This window comes from Gottfriedia sp. S16(2024), assembly GCF_050473765.1.
Classification (GTDB): domain Bacteria; phylum Bacillota; class Bacilli; order Bacillales; family Bacillaceae_G; genus Gottfriedia.
In genome coordinates this window covers 2,123,189-2,139,698 of record NZ_JBFLUO010000001.1, presented here as the reverse complement: position 1 = coordinate 2,139,698, position 16,510 = coordinate 2,123,189, and the positions used below count along the sequence as shown (strand labels likewise).

The 16,510-nt window shown below is 32.1% G+C and carries 13 protein-coding genes; 1 reads left to right on the top strand and 12 read right to left on the bottom strand.

All coding sequences use genetic code 11. The features are described 5' to 3' along the window. Positions 1-14: 14 nt before the first annotated feature. Positions 15-1,148 carry a zinc-dependent alcohol dehydrogenase gene (locus AB1282_RS09960; protein ID WP_429899014.1) on the bottom strand — a complete coding sequence of 378 codons (1,134 nt, stop codon included), beginning with the start codon at positions 1,146-1,148 and terminating at the stop codon, positions 15-17. Positions 1,149-1,500: 352 nt separating this feature from the next. On the opposite strand from AB1282_RS09960, the gene AB1282_RS09955 reads away from it, so the two are divergent. Then, positions 1,501-2,373 (top strand): hypothetical protein, encoded by an 873-nt coding sequence (locus AB1282_RS09955; RefSeq protein WP_429899013.1) that lies wholly within the window; start codon positions 1,501-1,503, stop codon positions 2,371-2,373. 71 nt (positions 2,374-2,444) lie between these two features. Here AB1282_RS09955 and AB1282_RS09950 read toward each other — a convergent pair whose 3' ends face one another. The 11 genes from AB1282_RS09950 to AB1282_RS09900 form a co-directional block, all read right to left on the bottom strand. Then, the gene (locus AB1282_RS09950) at positions 2,445-3,533 is read right to left on the bottom strand and encodes a DNA alkylation repair protein (protein ID WP_056471432.1); all 1,089 of its coding nucleotides are present in this window, start codon (positions 3,531-3,533) and stop codon (positions 2,445-2,447) included. 31 nt (positions 3,534-3,564) lie between these two features. Then, complete coding sequence (locus tag AB1282_RS09945) at positions 3,565-4,335, bottom strand: hypothetical protein (RefSeq protein WP_429899012.1); 771 nt, start codon at positions 4,333-4,335, stop codon at positions 3,565-3,567. After that, positions 4,316-4,813, bottom strand: coding sequence for an ECF transporter S component (locus AB1282_RS09940; protein WP_056471438.1), 498 nt, complete (start codon positions 4,811-4,813; stop codon positions 4,316-4,318). Before AB1282_RS09940 ends, AB1282_RS09945 begins: the two co-directional genes overlap by 20 nt. After that, positions 4,810-5,427 (bottom strand): histidine phosphatase family protein, encoded by a 618-nt coding sequence (locus AB1282_RS09935; RefSeq protein ID WP_056471441.1) that lies wholly within the window; start codon positions 5,425-5,427, stop codon positions 4,810-4,812. The genes AB1282_RS09940 and AB1282_RS09935 overlap by 4 nt, the downstream gene beginning before the upstream one ends. Next, positions 5,424-6,164, bottom strand: a complete 741-nt coding sequence (cobS, locus tag AB1282_RS09930; RefSeq protein ID WP_056471443.1) for an adenosylcobinamide-GDP ribazoletransferase — start codon at positions 6,162-6,164, stop codon at positions 5,424-5,426. Before cobS ends, AB1282_RS09935 begins: the two co-directional genes overlap by 4 nt. Positions 6,165-6,174: 10 nt before the next feature. Beyond that, the gene (gene cobU, locus AB1282_RS09925) at positions 6,175-6,741 is read right to left on the bottom strand and encodes a bifunctional adenosylcobinamide kinase/adenosylcobinamide-phosphate guanylyltransferase (protein ID WP_216600076.1); all 567 of its coding nucleotides are present in this window, start codon (positions 6,739-6,741) and stop codon (positions 6,175-6,177) included. A gap of 44 nt (positions 6,742-6,785) precedes the next feature. Beyond that, positions 6,786-7,505: a hypothetical protein gene (locus AB1282_RS09920; RefSeq protein WP_429899011.1), complete on the bottom strand. Its 720-nt coding sequence runs from the start codon at positions 7,503-7,505 to the stop codon at positions 6,786-6,788. A 125-nt stretch (positions 7,506-7,630) separates the two neighbouring features. Continuing rightward, on the bottom strand, positions 7,631-8,746 hold the full coding sequence (locus AB1282_RS09915) for a Ger(x)C family spore germination protein (RefSeq protein ID WP_056471452.1): 1,116 nt from the start codon (positions 8,744-8,746) through the stop codon (positions 7,631-7,633). Then, positions 8,743-10,221: a spore germination protein gene (locus AB1282_RS09910; RefSeq protein ID WP_429899010.1), complete on the bottom strand. Its 1,479-nt coding sequence runs from the start codon at positions 10,219-10,221 to the stop codon at positions 8,743-8,745. The genes AB1282_RS09915 and AB1282_RS09910 overlap by 4 nt, the downstream gene beginning before the upstream one ends. Continuing rightward, complete coding sequence (locus tag AB1282_RS09905) at positions 10,218-11,288, bottom strand: GerAB/ArcD/ProY family transporter (protein ID WP_429899009.1); 1,071 nt, start codon at positions 11,286-11,288, stop codon at positions 10,218-10,220. Before AB1282_RS09905 ends, AB1282_RS09910 begins: the two co-directional genes overlap by 4 nt. A 177-nt stretch (positions 11,289-11,465) precedes the next feature. After that, positions 11,466-15,638: a S8 family serine peptidase gene (locus tag AB1282_RS09900; protein WP_429899008.1), complete on the bottom strand. Its 4,173-nt coding sequence runs from the start codon at positions 15,636-15,638 to the stop codon at positions 11,466-11,468. Positions 15,639-16,510 lie beyond the last annotated feature (872 nt).

Genomic DNA, 16,510 nt, shown 5'->3' with positions numbered 1-16,510 from the left:
TGAACTCATTTTTTTTATGGTTTCAAAACCACTTTAATACAATTATCTTCTTTATTATTAAAAATATGATAAGCATGATCTGCTTCATCTAATGACAATTTATGTGTAATAATTTTTGTTGGGTCAATCTTTTCACTTACTATTTGGTCATAAAGGAATGGCATATATTGTCTTGCCGGAGCTTGACCCATTTTTATATTAATATTTCTACTAAAAAATGCGCCTACAGGAAAGGCATTATAATTCCCACCATAAACACCTGTGATTTGAACAGTTCCACATTTTTTAACTGCTTTTGTAGCAATTTGAATTGGTCCTAGTGTTCCACCCTGTAATTTTAATTTCTGTTCAATGAATTCTAGCGGTGATTTCTTCCCATCCATACCAACACAATCAATTACAACATCCGCTCCACCTTTTGTTATTTCCTTTAAGGTTTCACCCATATCTGGATCTTTCGAAAAATTATAGATTTCAGTTTTATTCATCTTTTTTGAATGCTCTAATCGATAATCGATATAATCTACTGCAATAACTCTTTTCGCGCCTTTTTTCCAAGCAAACTGCTGAGCCATTAATCCAATTGGACCACATCCTAATACAATGACTGTATCTCCTTCTTTGAACCCTGCATTTTCAACACTCCAATATGCAGTTGGTAAAACATCTGACATAAAAAGTAGATGATCATCACCCAACTCACAGCTTTCTGGTATTTTAAACGGTGTATAGTTGCCAAATGGTACCCTTAAATACTCTGCTTGTCCACCTGGATAATCTCCGAACTTTGCTGTATAGCCTAAATAACCACCTGAATCATAATGTGGATTCGAATTATCACACTGGCTTTGCATTCCATGATTACAATATGGACATGTTCCGCATGCAACTGTAAAAGGAATAACGACTCGATCCCCTTTTTTTAGATTAGTAACACCTGGGCCAATTTCTTCGACTATTCCCATTGGCTCATGTCCAATAATATAGCCTTCTTTTATTGGAAAATTTCCTTGATATAGATGTAGGTCAGAACCACAAATTGCTGTTGAAGTAATTTTAATTATAACATCATCTCTATGCTGAATTTTTGGAGCATCTACTTTAATCGTTTTTACATTATAATGCCCTTGATATGTAACAGCTCTCATTATTACTCCTCCTAATGTAGGTCATTTTCATATCGTTACCTTAAGGACTATAAATATGTAATTATTAATAAATTACGTATGAATAATGAACTTTAATTAGAATCTTTAAAAGGCTCGTTTTTTATTGATTTAGTCAATTTACCAGACAGTCTGAAGCATTGATTTTACTCAATGCTCTTTTTATAGGCAACAGACTGACTATAAAATCATACTTTAATTAATGTGATATTTATTTAATTGACCCTATTAAATGTTACTGTTGTTTTTTAGTAAAATTAACTATTCTTGAACATTCAAATCCAAATTAATTTGATACTATTAAAATTAGTACGATTTAGGAAAGGATACTGATATGACTATCGATTATCGTTTTTATGAGAGTCCAACAGATCTTGATTTGCAGTATGATTTTTGGAATAAGATGACAGAATCTCTACCATATGCTTGGAAACCAACTTTATCTCCAAAATTATTTGAACACCAATCTGAATTTAATGAAAAATCTAGATGCTTTGCTTTTGACGGAGATCAGCTTGTTGGTTATATGAGTTTCTCTGGTAAAGGAGAATTTGTTTCATTAGGTTATCCATGGGTATTGCCTGAATATGAGGATACTGTACGAGATGAATTGTTTGAAAGAGTTTATCAATTTGCTGTTAGTAAGGAATATGGTGGGAAATTACTTGCACAGCGATTTAGAGGACAGTGGGCAAAACAAATAGACTATTTCTTATCGAAAGGCTTCAACATTACTAGTCGTTCTCAATTAGTTGGTGCGCATTATCCACTACTTATGAAAACACTCCAAAGTATTCCTGGATTTTCGTATGAAATAAAAGATCAATTTCAATTTAATGTTTGGAAAGATTTAAAAATGAAGCAACAAATTCTCACAAACGAGCAAATTGTCATGATGAATGAATACTACGGATCAATTGAATTCGACTATGCAGTTGAATGTAAACTAGAAAATCAAGTCATTGCCTATTTTGGTATGACAATACGACCAGATACTGGGTATTCAGAAATTTTAGCTGTTGCTTATACTGAAGCAGCTATACCTTATTTTTATGATATAATGTCGATCATCCATAATGAAAACATCAATCGAAAAGTTACAGCAGTTACAATCACTAAGTCACAAATTCCTAAAAGTGTTTTACAAGAAAAACTTGGCTTTACTCCTTTAACAGAAGATGTGATGATGCACAAGAGACAGGGATAAGTGGAAGAAAAGATTGGAAAGCTGGATTTTAGAAAATATAAAGAGATTCCAAAAAAATTGGAATCTCTTTTTTATTTTACCGTAAAGTCATAAGTTCCACTTTCGACTCCATTTATTAGTAGTGTGATGCTATGCTGACCTGGATAGTGTTTTCTTGTTGATAAGTTTTTGAATGAGTGTGTTTTGTTGTAAGATAATGTTTTGTCATTTTCAATTGTGTTTTCGGATATTTTAAAGATTTTTCTTGTACGGTTCCCTTTTGACTTTACGTAATCAATTGCGAATTCGATTCTAAGTTTGGTGGTAGTCGGTTCGTTACTATGAATCGCAAATGAAAAGTTTAAGTCTCCTCCAATTTCAATTTTGTCTGATTGTAATTGGAATTGGTCTATATGAATTGCTTTTGTCGTTTCGAATCCAAAAATCGTTAAAGCTTCTATATTACCTTTTTTTAATAGCGTTCTACATGCGTGCTTTATAATCCAATTGGTATGGGGATTTTTACCGTACCATTCTTTCGCAATCTTTAATACTAAAGTTGGGTGATCTTTTGAAATATCGTTTAAATTATTTGCTACACTTTTGCGTACATACAATGACTCGTCTTCCTTTAAGTTTTCTAGAATAGGAAGAATTGGAGTTGGATCTTTTTTTAGACTTTTTAGAACCATTCCCCAAGGTAACTTTGGGCGGCACCCTTCACTTGCTAGTCTTCTTACATGTTCATTTGGATGAGTAGACCATTTTAGCATTTGCGCCATCATTCGTTCTTGGTCTTGTACAATGAACGGTCTAACAGCAAATTCTGATGTTGAGTGCTGTGTGAATAGTTCTAGGGATTCTATTGATTTTTCCCAATGAACTAGACCATACACTTCAACAAAATCAGGAAAAATAATACTACTTAATTGGCCCTTTGGAAATTTATCTAATATACTACTTAAAATCTCTATTGATTTTTCATATTTGTTTGGAAGTGTCTCTCCTAAACAAATCGTAATATGTCTCATTCTTTCCTTTAATGTTTTTTCTTCCCAGCTTTCATTGAATACTTTATCTATAAAATTTTCATTATTAAAATCTGTATAAACGATATGGATTTCGTTTGCTATTTTTGAAATTAAATCGTGGTTATATACATTTTTCAAAGCATCTGCCATTGTAAATCTCCAATCATTTTATTTCAAACTATTAAAAAATCTCACCTAGTAAAGTGATTGGCTGCGAGATTTGCCTATTTAATCCGTCAATCGCATCCTTTTTAATAATTGCTAAAGCACATGTCGCTGGTCCTGCCGATTTATGTAATGGAATACTAGATTGATTCAATAATTTTATATCGATATGATTCGTCTCCATCAACTGATTCAATTCATATTGAACTCCTTTTGAACCGATTGGTAATAGATCTGAGACATCTTCGCTTTTTGTTAATTGCTTTAATGAGTTAAAATTAATGATCTCGTTTTTATTTTCATTTAAATCCTCTAATACTTCATTTCCTACTTTTGGATAACCAATTAATATTACAAGATCCCCTGAAATGATTTCTTTCCTATTATACGGATTATAAATTTCTCCCATTAAAGTAATTCCTAAACCTGTTTGTTTTGTTGGGATATTTTCTTCTGTACTTCCAGTAATATTTATTTCTAAGTTGTCTTCATAAAAATTAGCTTCATTATATTCTTTAATCGCTTTTTCAATCCCGTTTATTATTCTCTTCCCTCTACCGTTCATTTCTACACATAAAGTATTAATTAATACAGTTGGCTTAGCGCGAAATGCCAATGTTTCAACTAAACATAATTTCGCCGTTAAATATCCTACAATTTCTTCATCAACCTTTATTAAATCAAGCTCACTCATCCCAATTCCACCGCAGCTATCACAAGCAATTGTAAAATAACGATCCTTATCTATATGCATTAAAGTTAAGTCCCTATAATTTGAAATTTGCACGTCTCATCACCTTTTGAAGTATAAATGCTAAAACAATATTTGCCGCTGAAGCCAATGTCAATGGTACAACCATTAAGATAAAAAAACTACTAACAGTCTTAACTGTAAAGGAGTGATTCAAATAAGCAATTAATAGACCACTTAATAAAGTTGCCACTGGACCATTTAAAATAATTGCCACTATCATGGCTATGTATTGATTCATTTTTTTAAATAATACGCCAAAAATCCAAACAATCACAAGCATTTGAACAGCAATAAATAGATGCACTGGTACTGTAAATGGAAAACCTGAAGTAATTGCTGTAAGAAGATGACCTAGTGCCCCTACAATTCCTCCTGCAATTGGAGAAATCAACATAGCTGCCAGAAAAGCCGGCAATGAATCAAATGCAATAGAATAGAATATTTTTATATTAGACAGTACTGCACTTAATGCAATAAATAATGAAAGTAAAACAATTTTTTTCGTGTTCAAGTTTCCCCATCCTCTTTATTTAGTTGATTGATATTTTTCAAAAATCCAAAACCATCGTTATACTCAATTTCAATAATACATCCGTTGCTCGTATAAAATTTCCAGAAATGACTTAAATCTAAATTAAGTAAATTTAGGAGTAGTAGCTTCATAATTCCCCCATGTGATACTACTATTACATCTTCGTTTTTCAATCTAATGTCATGACAAAATGTATTAACTCTTTCTGCACACTGCTTTAAGCTTTCCCCATTTGGAATTTGAAAATGAATCAAATCTTCATTCCACTTTTCTATAACTTCAGGCACTTCATTTAAAAGATCAGTATATGTTTTCCCTTCAAACAGCCCAAAATTTGTCTCCTGTAACCTACGATCAACTATTTTTGATTCTCCTATTAATTCTCCAATCGCATCACTTAATAAAGTACATCTACGAAGTGGACTAGAATACAAAAAATAGTGTGAAGTAGGCTCAATCATTTTTGTAAACTTGGTAATCACACCACGTATTTGACTTAAGCCTTTTTCTGTTAAATCAAAATCAGTCATTCCTGCATAAACCTTTTGTCTATTTCCAATGCTTTCTGTATGTCTAATTAAAAATATTCTCATACCAATCTCTCACCTATCACAGCAAAAATTAAAAAGCATAATTGGGAAACTTCAATCGTAAATCCAATTACATCTCCTGTAATACCATCTAGTTTTTGATTGATTCTTTTCGTAATGACCGTAATAAAAATAAACGTAACACATACCGCAAGAATAATTGCTATTTCATTCATTAAAATACTGCTTACACAAATGAGTAACACATATACAATTAGAACAAATAATGAATTAGATTTTTTAGCTTCAATTATAAATTGACTTCCAAATCCTTCATTTCTAGCATATGTACTTATTCTGCATGTAAATAGGGCAATGCATCTTCCAATAATCGGAAATAAAAAAATAGCAAATGTTGTACTCTTTGATAAAAATAACCAATCTCCTAAAAATAAAACAATTAAGGAAATTACCCCAAATGCACCAATCCGACTATCTTTCATAATTTCTAGTATTCTTTCTTTTGAACGATGACTAAAAATTCCATCTGATGTGTCAGCTACTCCATCAAAATGTAATCCACCCGTTAAGAATAAATAGACTAGTAGAATAAGAAATGCATTAGTTTCTTTGTCCAAAACAAATGAAATTCCACTATTCAAACTAACAAGTATTAAACCAAATAACACACCTACTAATGGAACCACTCTAATTCCTTTTCCTAGTTCGGCTTCAATAAACTCGTAGTTTTTAACCGGGATGGTTGAAAAAAAACTGAGGATCATTTTAAATCGATTCATATCGGTACTCCTACTTTATTCTTAATGGTAAACCAGCTGTAACGAGTATAACTTCTTCTGCTCTTAAAGCAATTTTTTGATTTATACGCCCAGCAATATCTCTAAAAATCCTTCCTAGTCGATAAGATGGAACAAGTCCATAACCTACCTCATTCGATACAATTATCAATGTTTTACCATGCTGATCACATACGTCTATCAACTCGTTCACTTCATGTTCTATATCTACTTCTAGTTTATTTATTTGTTCATTATTCATCGTCTCAAAATCAACATCAGTATAAGAATCAAACATTAAATTTGTAATCATAACTGTTATGCAATCTAAAATGACAAACTTGGATTGTATAAATTCTTCTTCCATTTTTAATTGATTAAATTGTTTATATCGCTCAACAGTATGCCAATCAATCCGACGATCATCTTGATGTCTTTTAATTCTTTCATTCATATCTCCGTCAAATGGTATGGCAGTAGCAATATAGACTACATCATTTGAATTTGTTTGTAATTCTTTTATTCTTTTTTCTGCGTAAGAACTCTTTCCACTACGCGCTCCACCAATTACAAGAATCAACTTCTTCACCTCTTCCCAAAAAAATAGGGATTATTTTAATTCTTTTAACCTAACTCGCCGATTACAAATAAACCTACTAACAATACAATCGTTAATAAAACTGACCCAAGTATTTTCTTTAAATTAGGTCTTGGTCCGTCCTTTAATACGCTTATACCCATCGGTAAAAGTGCTATACAAAGAGCCGATGTAGCCACAATTGAAAATGAGGTTGTACCTTTTAAGACACCAAGTGGCAGCGAACTCATAAGTCCTAACATTATAGAGCGAATTAACCCTAGTACTCTAGCTCGATATGAGCCGATGGCTAAAATAATCCAACCAAACATAATTAATGGGGATAGGCTATGGAATATATGAAACGCTCCATAAGATTGCGCCATAACTTTTGTTGCGGTCTCCACACCTAGAATTCGAACCAACTGAAAAGCTAGATGATCGACTCCTGCATGAAAAGTACGAGCAAAAAGACCAAATATCGCAAAACTTCCACCCCATAATGCCCAATTTGGCTTCTTTATACTGATTAATTTACAAAGTGATATAACTGCTGGCCACAATAAGACATTCCCCGCAATAAAAAAACTATAAGATAAAAATAGTAAAGTTGGGTAAGTCTTATATGCTTCAAGCTGATCTGGGAAGAGGAAATGAAATCTACTTCTTAAAATGACACCTGTAAGCATAAAAATTGGACCTAAAATTAAGGAGATCCCACCTAACCATCGCCCTGGAAACCAATTATCTTTTACTCCTTCAGTCATAACTTTTCTCCTTTTATTCAGTCCATTTCTATCATAATTCATTTTTAGTAAAAATGAGCATAAAAAAAGTCTCTTTAATAAAAAATAAACTTCTTTTTATGCTCTTTCTCTTTTACTATCACTTTTCATCTTTTATACGTTTTACTACCTATAATATGCACTTTCACTTTTATGTCTTTTATCGAATTAACATCAAGTGCATTCAGCGTTTTTATATCCCATTCTTTTCGATTAAATCGATAAGGCTTTTCTGAAATATTGAGGAGATCTACATGAAGCTCTTCTCCTTTTTTTATCGTTTTTAAAATATCACTTTTCATTTTTTTTCCTATATCAGAAGCTATTTTCTTCCTACTTAAACCATTCTCATTCTGTACAATGGCTACATTAGTTTTTACATTAATAATATACTTTGGCTTCTTACCACCTTTTATAACTTTAACTGAACTATTAGAACTTCTAACTTCCAAATTTACATCATCTTTTTCAAGCATAAGTGGTAAACTATAATTTTTCTGGTGCATATAATTCAGTGATTTTATATCTTTTAATGTTACTTGTCCTTTAAATTTTTGTTTCGATAAAATGTAGGCACCTTTTATATAAGCTACCTTATCTGCTTCTTTTTCTGTAAAATATTTTTCTTCCATATCTAATATAGGTATCAATAATGTTCCAACAGGTTGAGTGTATCTCGAAATAAACTGATTAAATTGCATGCTTAAAACAATAAAACTTCCTCTACTCCTTTCAGCTGGACTAGTCACTACAGTATATAAAAAAGGTAAATTAAAAAAGCTTTGACTCATTAATATATCTTTTATATCTCGTTCAGTCCCATAAATCCACAATGTGTATCTTAATAGTGGTCTTCCACTGATGAAAGAATTAACTTCTTTCATTTTTTTTTCAATAACCGATTTACTTAAGACGACACTGTTAACATGACCATAATATAAAGGAATTGGTGATTTTACATCGATTTTAGTAAGTGCTTCCTGTATAGATTTACCTGTAGCTTGGCCGATTAATGGAGGTGCAGGTATTTGTAATGCCGCACTTTCTTGCTTAGCAATATTTGAAAAATTGAGTGCTTGAATCGTAACAATGTACTGATCGTCCTTAAAGTCAATACCCATACTTGTAACTAATGTTTGATCGATAATCGTTCGATCTCCCCAACATCCTGTTAAAATGAATAAATGAAAAACTATTAACATAAAAATCAGTAATTTTTTCATCTTTTTTTCCACTTCCTGCGACGGTCTTTATCAACTGGATGGAGTGATTCATTTCTTTTCTGTTTAAACTTTTGAGGCACTTTTATAACTACGTTTAAAAAGTCAGATATACTTGGGACAGACAGTATTGTAATATAAGGCTGTCCAAAGCTTTCTAAAGAAACTATCAATGTCGCTAAAAGAAACATTCCAGTAAAAAAGCCAATTAAACCTAAAATAGACGATAAAAATAAAATAAAAAATCGTAGGATTACAATATTTCCTGCAATATTTTGATTAACTAATGTATAACCTGAAATAACAGTTAAAGCTACTATAACAAGCATAGAAGGCGAAGTTAGTCCTGCACGGATCGCAGCATCACCAATAAATAACCCCCCTAAAACAGCTACAGTTTGTCCTACTGCTTTCGGTAAACGAATTCCCGCTTCTTTAAATAATTCAAAAAAAACTAACATTAAGCAGGCTTCTAATGGAGCTGAAAATGGCAAACCGTTTCTAGACATAGCAATCGTTGCAAGAAATGGGTATGGTAATTGATCTATATGATAAGTAACCATTGCAATATATAATCCCGGTAGGAAAATGGTCGTTATAATCGCAGAAATTCTAAGATACCTTACTATGTTAATATAATATAAACTTGCATGTATATCTTCTGGTGAATAAACAAGTTGACTTAAGGTGGTTGGACCTATTAAACAACTTGGATTGCCATCAACAATAACTGCAAACCTACCTTGATTTAATGATTGTGCAACGAAATCTGGTCGACCTATGTTATCTAAAAGTGGAAAAATCGAGTATGGTAGGTCATATAATTCCTCTTCAACTTCATAGCTACTAACGATTACATCTTTTTTAATAGAACTTAGACGTTGTTTAACCTCTGAAAGAATTGAAGGATTAATGATATCTTCCATATAGACTAGTAAAACTTTTGTACGACTTCGTTCACCAATTGTATATTCAACACTTTTAAGTGTTGAAGTCTTAAGTCTTTGTCGGATTAAAGCCATATTATCCGAAATATTTTCAACAAACCCATCTCTTGGCCCACGAATTGAAGTTTCTAAATTTGATTCCTCCGGGTTCCGTTTTGGAGGATTCGCTACTTGAATAAAGAAAACATCATTTAAATAAGAACTAAATATTACTAAATCCCCAGAAAACAAATTTTCTTCGACTTCTTTTTTAATATTAGATACTTCTTTCAACCTTTTAGTCTCAACTATATTACTTATTAACTCAAAATTGAATTTTTCTTCTTTTTGGACAACATTAAAAATGTCATTAATAATTTGATTACTAAATTGAATGTCAATCAAATTTGGACAAAACATTATAATTACATAATAAGATTTTGCCCCTTCTTTATATAATTTAGTTCTGAAATCAATATCCGACGAGTGATTAAAAGACTCCATAAATTCTAGTAAATTGAGGTTTTCTAAAGTAGTCGAATCTTTTGTCATGCTGAATCACCTTTTAATTTTGAAATAACTAAAAATATAAGCATCATGCATAATAAGAAGATTAAATTTATTGGAAAATAATAGTATTGCAAAAAGTTAATAAATGATGTTGCATTCCATGGAATCATTACCGCTACTAATAAAATAAGTGACAATACTGGTAAAATCCATTTTTTTCTTCCGCTATAATTGATGATGTAATTTGCAATATATAAGTTTAAACTAATCCGAATAAATGCACCTGACAACCACTGAAAAATAGATAAAAAATCCAACCTCGTTATATTCACTCCTATCGTTAGAAGTTTCCATTGTTCATAAACAGGATTTCTCATTTTTTCTGCTTCAATAGGTCCAAATTCCGTAATCGCTCCCGTCAGTGGCCCTAAAATTAATATTAACAATATAAAACTAACGATCATTAACCATTTTACTTTTATTTTGTCTTTTAAAAAGGAGTTTAAAAATAAAATGAATATCATTTCAAAAAAACCTGAGCATGTATAAATAAAGCCATGAAAAATGTCATGATATCCATTTTCAAAAATAGGAAATAATAATCCATAATTTTTGTTCTTTCCATTCCCTATTCCAACTAAAAAACCAAAAAAAGCAACTGGAGGTAAAACTAAAAATGCAATCGTACTAATTGAACGTATACCTTTAAATACAGCATAAAAGCAAACTAGCGAAATTAATAGTACTACGGCAATATTAGGTATATCTTGTGTATAATTTGTATTTGCCCAAACTAGTGTAAATCGAAAAGTAACAAAGGCTGATAATAAAAAGTAAACTACAAAAATAGCTAATAATATGTAAGCTATTGGCTTGTATAGAACTTTAAATATTAGAGATAAAATATCTTCATTATTAAGCTTTTTATACAAATAAAAAACTAAAGCAGCCCAGATCATGAAAGGGAGAATGCTAGCAATAACCGTAATCCAAGAATCTCGATGAGTTGATGTCAAAACACTAGGTACGATAAACACATGTAACATAAATCCGGTTGACATAATCATCAAGATATAAATATGCGTTGAATAAATAAACTTTTTATTCATAAAGAGTCTCCCTACAAATCCTTTATTCCTTTAAGTTAACCTGAAATGAATTTCTTTATGTATAAATTTACCATTGTGTTTAAAATGCAGGGTTTAGGGGGAAGAAAACGATTGAAAAAAGTAATTTAAAAATAAAAAGCCTTCTCCCAAAAAACAATCGGGAGAAGGCTGCTTTTATTATTTGTTTAAGCCTAAATCTGCTAAGATACTATCTAATGTAGCACCTTTATATGAACTTTTTGCTTTAGGAGGATTTGAAACAGTTGAATTTTGTAATCCAAAATTATTAACTACATAATCCATATCTTTCGCATCAACTACTTTATCAAAGTTGAAGTCAGCAGATGCTTTGTTTGTGCCCCAGTAAGTTTGTACAGCTAATGCATCTAATACATCGATTACATTGTCTTTATTTGCATCACCAGCAGGTGCAACATCTAATAAGTAGCGTAATTGCCTACCAATTAAATCACCTCGGATATTATCAAATAAATTATTCATTTTTTGATTCATTGTAAAGTGTCCTGGTACATCAACAGATAATGTGTAAGGTTTACTGTCTAATTTCACACCATCGAATGCATAATCACCTTGTTTTGATGTGATTGGTGTTTGTAAAACAGTTTTACCATCATAAGATGTTAATGTAATTTTCGCACCTACTTTACTTTGATCGATCGCATAGTTTGTTTCACCTGTTGCAGGGTTTTTTGCTCCTTCTACTTGAAGTGTACCTGTAAGTTTTGAAACTGTTGGTTTTACATTATAACCATCGATATAAGTGTAAACATTTTTCGTTTCAACATTTGATGTATCAATTGTAGACGCACCATTACCTGAGAAGTTAATCGCTGAACCTGTTGTAAATGATTTATCTAATGTTTTAATATCGAAATTAAATAATTGAGTGTCCTCTGGTAACTTAGCTGAACCTGAGTAAGTAAAAGTAAAGTCATATTGTGTAATATAGTCCCAAGTAGTAGGTGATGTTTTTACTGTCACTTGTGCGTCACCATATTTTTTAACTTCATCATTTACTAGAATATTGTCAATGCTTCCTTGATTATTATTCAATTGAAGCGTTAATTTAGTAGTTTTTAAGTTACTAATATTATTTGCTTTAACAGCGTAATTTACTGTATCACCAGGTACAATATTTTGCTTATTCGCTTTTAAGTAATAATACGGAGTTGTATTTTTTACAAAAGCAATTCTAATTTGAGCAGTTGGATTTAACGCTGCATCCATACCATAGAATGTTAAAGGCAATACTGAATATTTACTATCAACTAAAATTTGATCAGTATAATCACCATTTTTATCTACGTTTATAGGCAATGATGGGAAGAAGGAATTATACGTGTAAACAATTGTGTTATCTGATTGATCCGCTTTAATACCGTATTTTTTCGCTTCATCGATTTCTGGGTCATTTACATTGATATTGAAGTCATATAACATTTGTCCATTTTTATCTAGTTGACTATCACTATACTCGATAACCTTTTGATCTAACTTGTCAAAGCTTGAAGTCATATTAGGAACAGCATATTCCAGCATAAAGTCTCTAGCTTCAGCAAATGTTTTTCCACTTTCACTCACACCAACAAGTCTTAATTTGTAGTGACCTGGTTTAATTAATTCATATTTACTACTAATCGGGTTTTTCGCATCTCCAGTGAATGGGAAGTAATATCCACCGACAAGGCGACCGATATTGTAAACGACATCTTCTTTCAATACTGATGTATTAAATGAACCAATAATACCTAAGTCTTGACCAGTTGTAGGGTCCTGAACGATCACATCTAATGATTTCATATGTGTTTTTATAGAAACACTTCCATCAATAAATGGGTACGCATAAGTTGGATTCGTAATTTTATTTGAATAAAGTGGGTTGACTAAATTAAATGATTGGATACCCTCTTCAACTACACGAACACCAAACGGAATTTGATATTGTTCAGTTGGATCCTGAGTATTCGTGAATGTAACATAACCTTCATATGTTCCTTTTTCAGCAGTTTTTGGAATGTTTAAATTAAACTTAATTGATTTCGAACTAATACCATTTAACTTAACTGATGTAGGGCCTGAAAGTGTAACCTTATTTGAAGCTGCATCCTTCGATCCTCTTAATCCAGTTTGATATTTCACGTCAACACTAAATGTTTTTGCTTTTTCACTTCGATTCTTTAATGTAACGTTACGAGAATCAGCAATATCATTACCATCAAATCCAAATGAACCAAAGCTCATCCCACCGGTTAACTCATTAATTAATTTTTCTTTGCCGTTTACAATCGTTGGTGTTTTATCAACCACTTCTAATTCTACATTTGAATGAATTGCTTCATATGCATCTACACGTCCACTACCTACTTCAAATACGCTATACGCTTTTGATAATGGATCAGCTGTATTCATTAGGATGGATTTAATATCTTCTGGTTGTAAATCTTTATTTGATTGTAGTAATAACGCGGATACACCAGCTACATATGGTGTTGCCATAGATGTTCCAGACATACGCTCATATGCATACTTATAATCCTCAGGTTTTGAACCATCACCTGTTTTGTTATTTACATAAAATGGTACAGATGAAAGAATCGAAACACCTGGAGCAGTCACTTCTGGCTTAATATCATAGTTTACACGTGATGGTCCTCTGGAACTAAACGTCGCTAATTCATCTGAAGCTGTTTGTAGCTTAGAATAGTCACCGAAAGTAACTTCATTTTTTCCAGCTTTAACTGCTTCGGTAATTTTTAATCCCTCTTCATATGAAACTGAGAATGAAGGAATCGCGTCTATCGACTCACCTAAGTATGCTTGGATTGCACCTTCACTTTGGTTATCAATGTTATTTGCCATTAATACACCTACAGCACCTGCTGCTTTTGCATTTTTGATTTTATCAATCAATGCAATTGTTCCACGTTGAATGTAAGCAATCTTTCCTTTTAAATCTTTTCCCGTGAAATTAGATGGATTTGCTAAACCTACGTCAACAAGTTGATAAGTTTTGCCTTTTAATGTCGTTACATCATCTGAATAATTTTGAGCTAATTGTCTAAAGTTGTACTTGTTTCCATCCTGTGTTCCGTTAAATTGATAAAGATCAATTGCAACTGATGAAGCTCCAACAGTTAATGCTAATGCAGCCGCTCCCGGTGAACCTAATGTGTCCATTTGGTCTCCGTCATTCCCTGCAGCTACGACAGTCGTTACGCCACTTAATACAGCATTGTTAACCGCGATCGAAGTTGCATAAAGTGGATCATTTATCGATGCACCTAATGACATATTAATAACATCCATACCATCTTTTACTGCTTTATCAAGACCGGCGATGATTGCTTCACTTGTTCCAACTCCACCAGGTCCAAGTACACGGTAAGAATAAATATCGGATTCTGGTGCTGCACCAACCTGCTTGTATTCACTATCTGATGCACCACGTCCACCAATAATACCAGCTACGTGTGTACCATGCTCAGTATAATAGTCAGCTCCATTTGCAGATCCTGGTTTACCAGCTTTAACCCAGTCAGCATATGTAGTCTCCATTGGATCATTATCATTATCTACAAAATCATATCCACCTTTGAAAGCGCCTTTTAAATCTGGATGGTTGTAATCGATACCTGTATCAAGGATACCAACTTTAATACCCTTTCCTGTATAGCCTTCAGCATGTAGCTTATCCAAGCCATCATATGGCGTATAGTTTGCTACTTTAGACTCGTCTGCTTTTAACTCGCTATTCTTATCCGATTCTTTTGGAGGGTCAATTGAGAACTTCTCATTACTCCATACAGTTTTAACTGCTTTTGATTTTAATAGATTCTTAATTTGGTTTGCTGGTAGACTCATTGAAACACCGTTAAATGCAGATTTATATGAATGCTTAATTTTAAAATCTACCTTTTTATTATTTTCATCTTTAAGAACTTGTCCCACTTCTGCACTAAAAGTAGAATGATCTTGATCAACTAATTTCCCCGCTTGTGCCTCGGTTAATGATTTGCCATCTACTTGCGCCTCAATTTGAGCCACTTTCGCCGGTTTATTTGCAAACTCAACAATGACTGAAGTTTGTTTTGGAGTCGTTTGGTCAATGTCTGATGAAATTTGAAGCCCTGTCGCTTCATTCGTTGTAATTTGTTTTAAAGCAGCTCGTTGCTGGGAAGTTAAATTTGCAAGTATTGTTTCTGTCTTCGTATTCCCTGCTGCCTTTGAAACATTTGTTACATGTGCAATCGGTGCAACAACAACACTAGATGATAGAGCTAATACGGTAAAGCCTGATACAAACTTACTTTTCTTTACTCTTTTCCCCATTCTTCTTCCTCCTGGCTTTATTTATCTAAAGTAAAATTCAATAAAGATCTATGATTTATAAAATAGTAAGCTACTTTTTATCTTCATATTTAACTCTTTACATCAAATTTACTTTCTACATTTATTATCAATTTATTCCAATTTTCGGTCAATTGGGTTATCCCTCGCCTAATTTATCAAAGTTTTAAATTTCCCCTCTCTACTTTCGACAGGATTCTTCTAAATTCTCCCGTGAAAAACAATCGAAATAACCCAATTTTTCTATCATTTAAAAAGAAAGAGTCTGCTATTTGAAAACGCTTACTATTTTTAATTAAACTTTAATATTTCTAAATAAACCCCGAATTGATAGCTTTTTCTTACTAATTGAACAAGATAAAACTATTTTAGAATATTTTAATTCATCATTTATTAGGTCTATTTTTCATTTGAAATGGTCAATAATTAACACCTTTTTTATGAAAAGCAACTACAGAGTGAAGGGGTAGTTACCTTTAAAAGGTAATGAGCAACGAAGAAAGTGCACTTTTTTGGGCAGTCTACGAGAGGGTATTTTGACTTCTGAGTTTGTGTTTTTCGATTGTTTCTTTGAACTTTGCTTCTGTTTATGGTCATTTTCAATTTATCATTTTACTGAACTATGCTTTTTCACTCAATTTATTTGAAATGAATAGCTTTATTTGCAGTTCCACCGATTTTATTTGCAGATTTGACTTTTTCAATTGAGGATTTTCCAACTTTATTTGCAGTTTTCGTATATTTATTTGCACGTCCCCCTAATTAATTGCAGATTTAACTTTTTTAATTGCGGTTTTGCCAATTATATTTGCACTTCACCACATCCTTCTACAAACTTAAAAGGGAAGCCAAAT

What these genes read in the sequence shown, in the direction of transcription:
- AB1282_RS09955 (WP_429899013.1), top strand. Translation starts at nt 1,501, where the DNA reads ATGACTATCGATTATCGTTTTTATGAGAGTCCAACAGATCTTGATTTG.
- AB1282_RS09935 (WP_056471441.1), bottom strand. Translation starts at nt 5,427, where the DNA reads ATGAGAATATTTTTAATTAGACATACAGAAAGCATTGGAAATAGACAA.
- AB1282_RS09950 (WP_056471432.1), bottom strand. Translation starts at nt 3,533, where the DNA reads ATGGCAGATGCTTTGAAAAATGTATATAACCACGATTTAATTTCAAAA.
- AB1282_RS09920 (WP_429899011.1), bottom strand. Translation starts at nt 7,505, where the DNA reads ATGACTGAAGGAGTAAAAGATAATTGGTTTCCAGGGCGATGGTTAGGT.
- AB1282_RS09905 (WP_429899009.1), bottom strand. Translation starts at nt 11,288, where the DNA reads ATGAATAAAAAGTTTATTTATTCAACGCATATTTATATCTTGATGATT.
- AB1282_RS09915 (WP_056471452.1), bottom strand. Translation starts at nt 8,746, where the DNA reads ATGAAAAAATTACTGATTTTTATGTTAATAGTTTTTCATTTATTCATT.
- AB1282_RS09900 (WP_429899008.1), bottom strand. Translation starts at nt 15,638, where the DNA reads ATGGGGAAAAGAGTAAAGAAAAGTAAGTTTGTATCAGGCTTTACCGTA.
- cobS (WP_056471443.1), bottom strand. Translation starts at nt 6,164, where the DNA reads ATGAATCGATTTAAAATGATCCTCAGTTTTTTTTCAACCATCCCGGTT.
- AB1282_RS09960 (WP_429899014.1), bottom strand. Translation starts at nt 1,148, where the DNA reads ATGAGAGCTGTTACATATCAAGGGCATTATAATGTAAAAACGATTAAA.
- AB1282_RS09910 (WP_429899010.1), bottom strand. Translation starts at nt 10,221, where the DNA reads ATGACAAAAGATTCGACTACTTTAGAAAACCTCAATTTACTAGAATTT.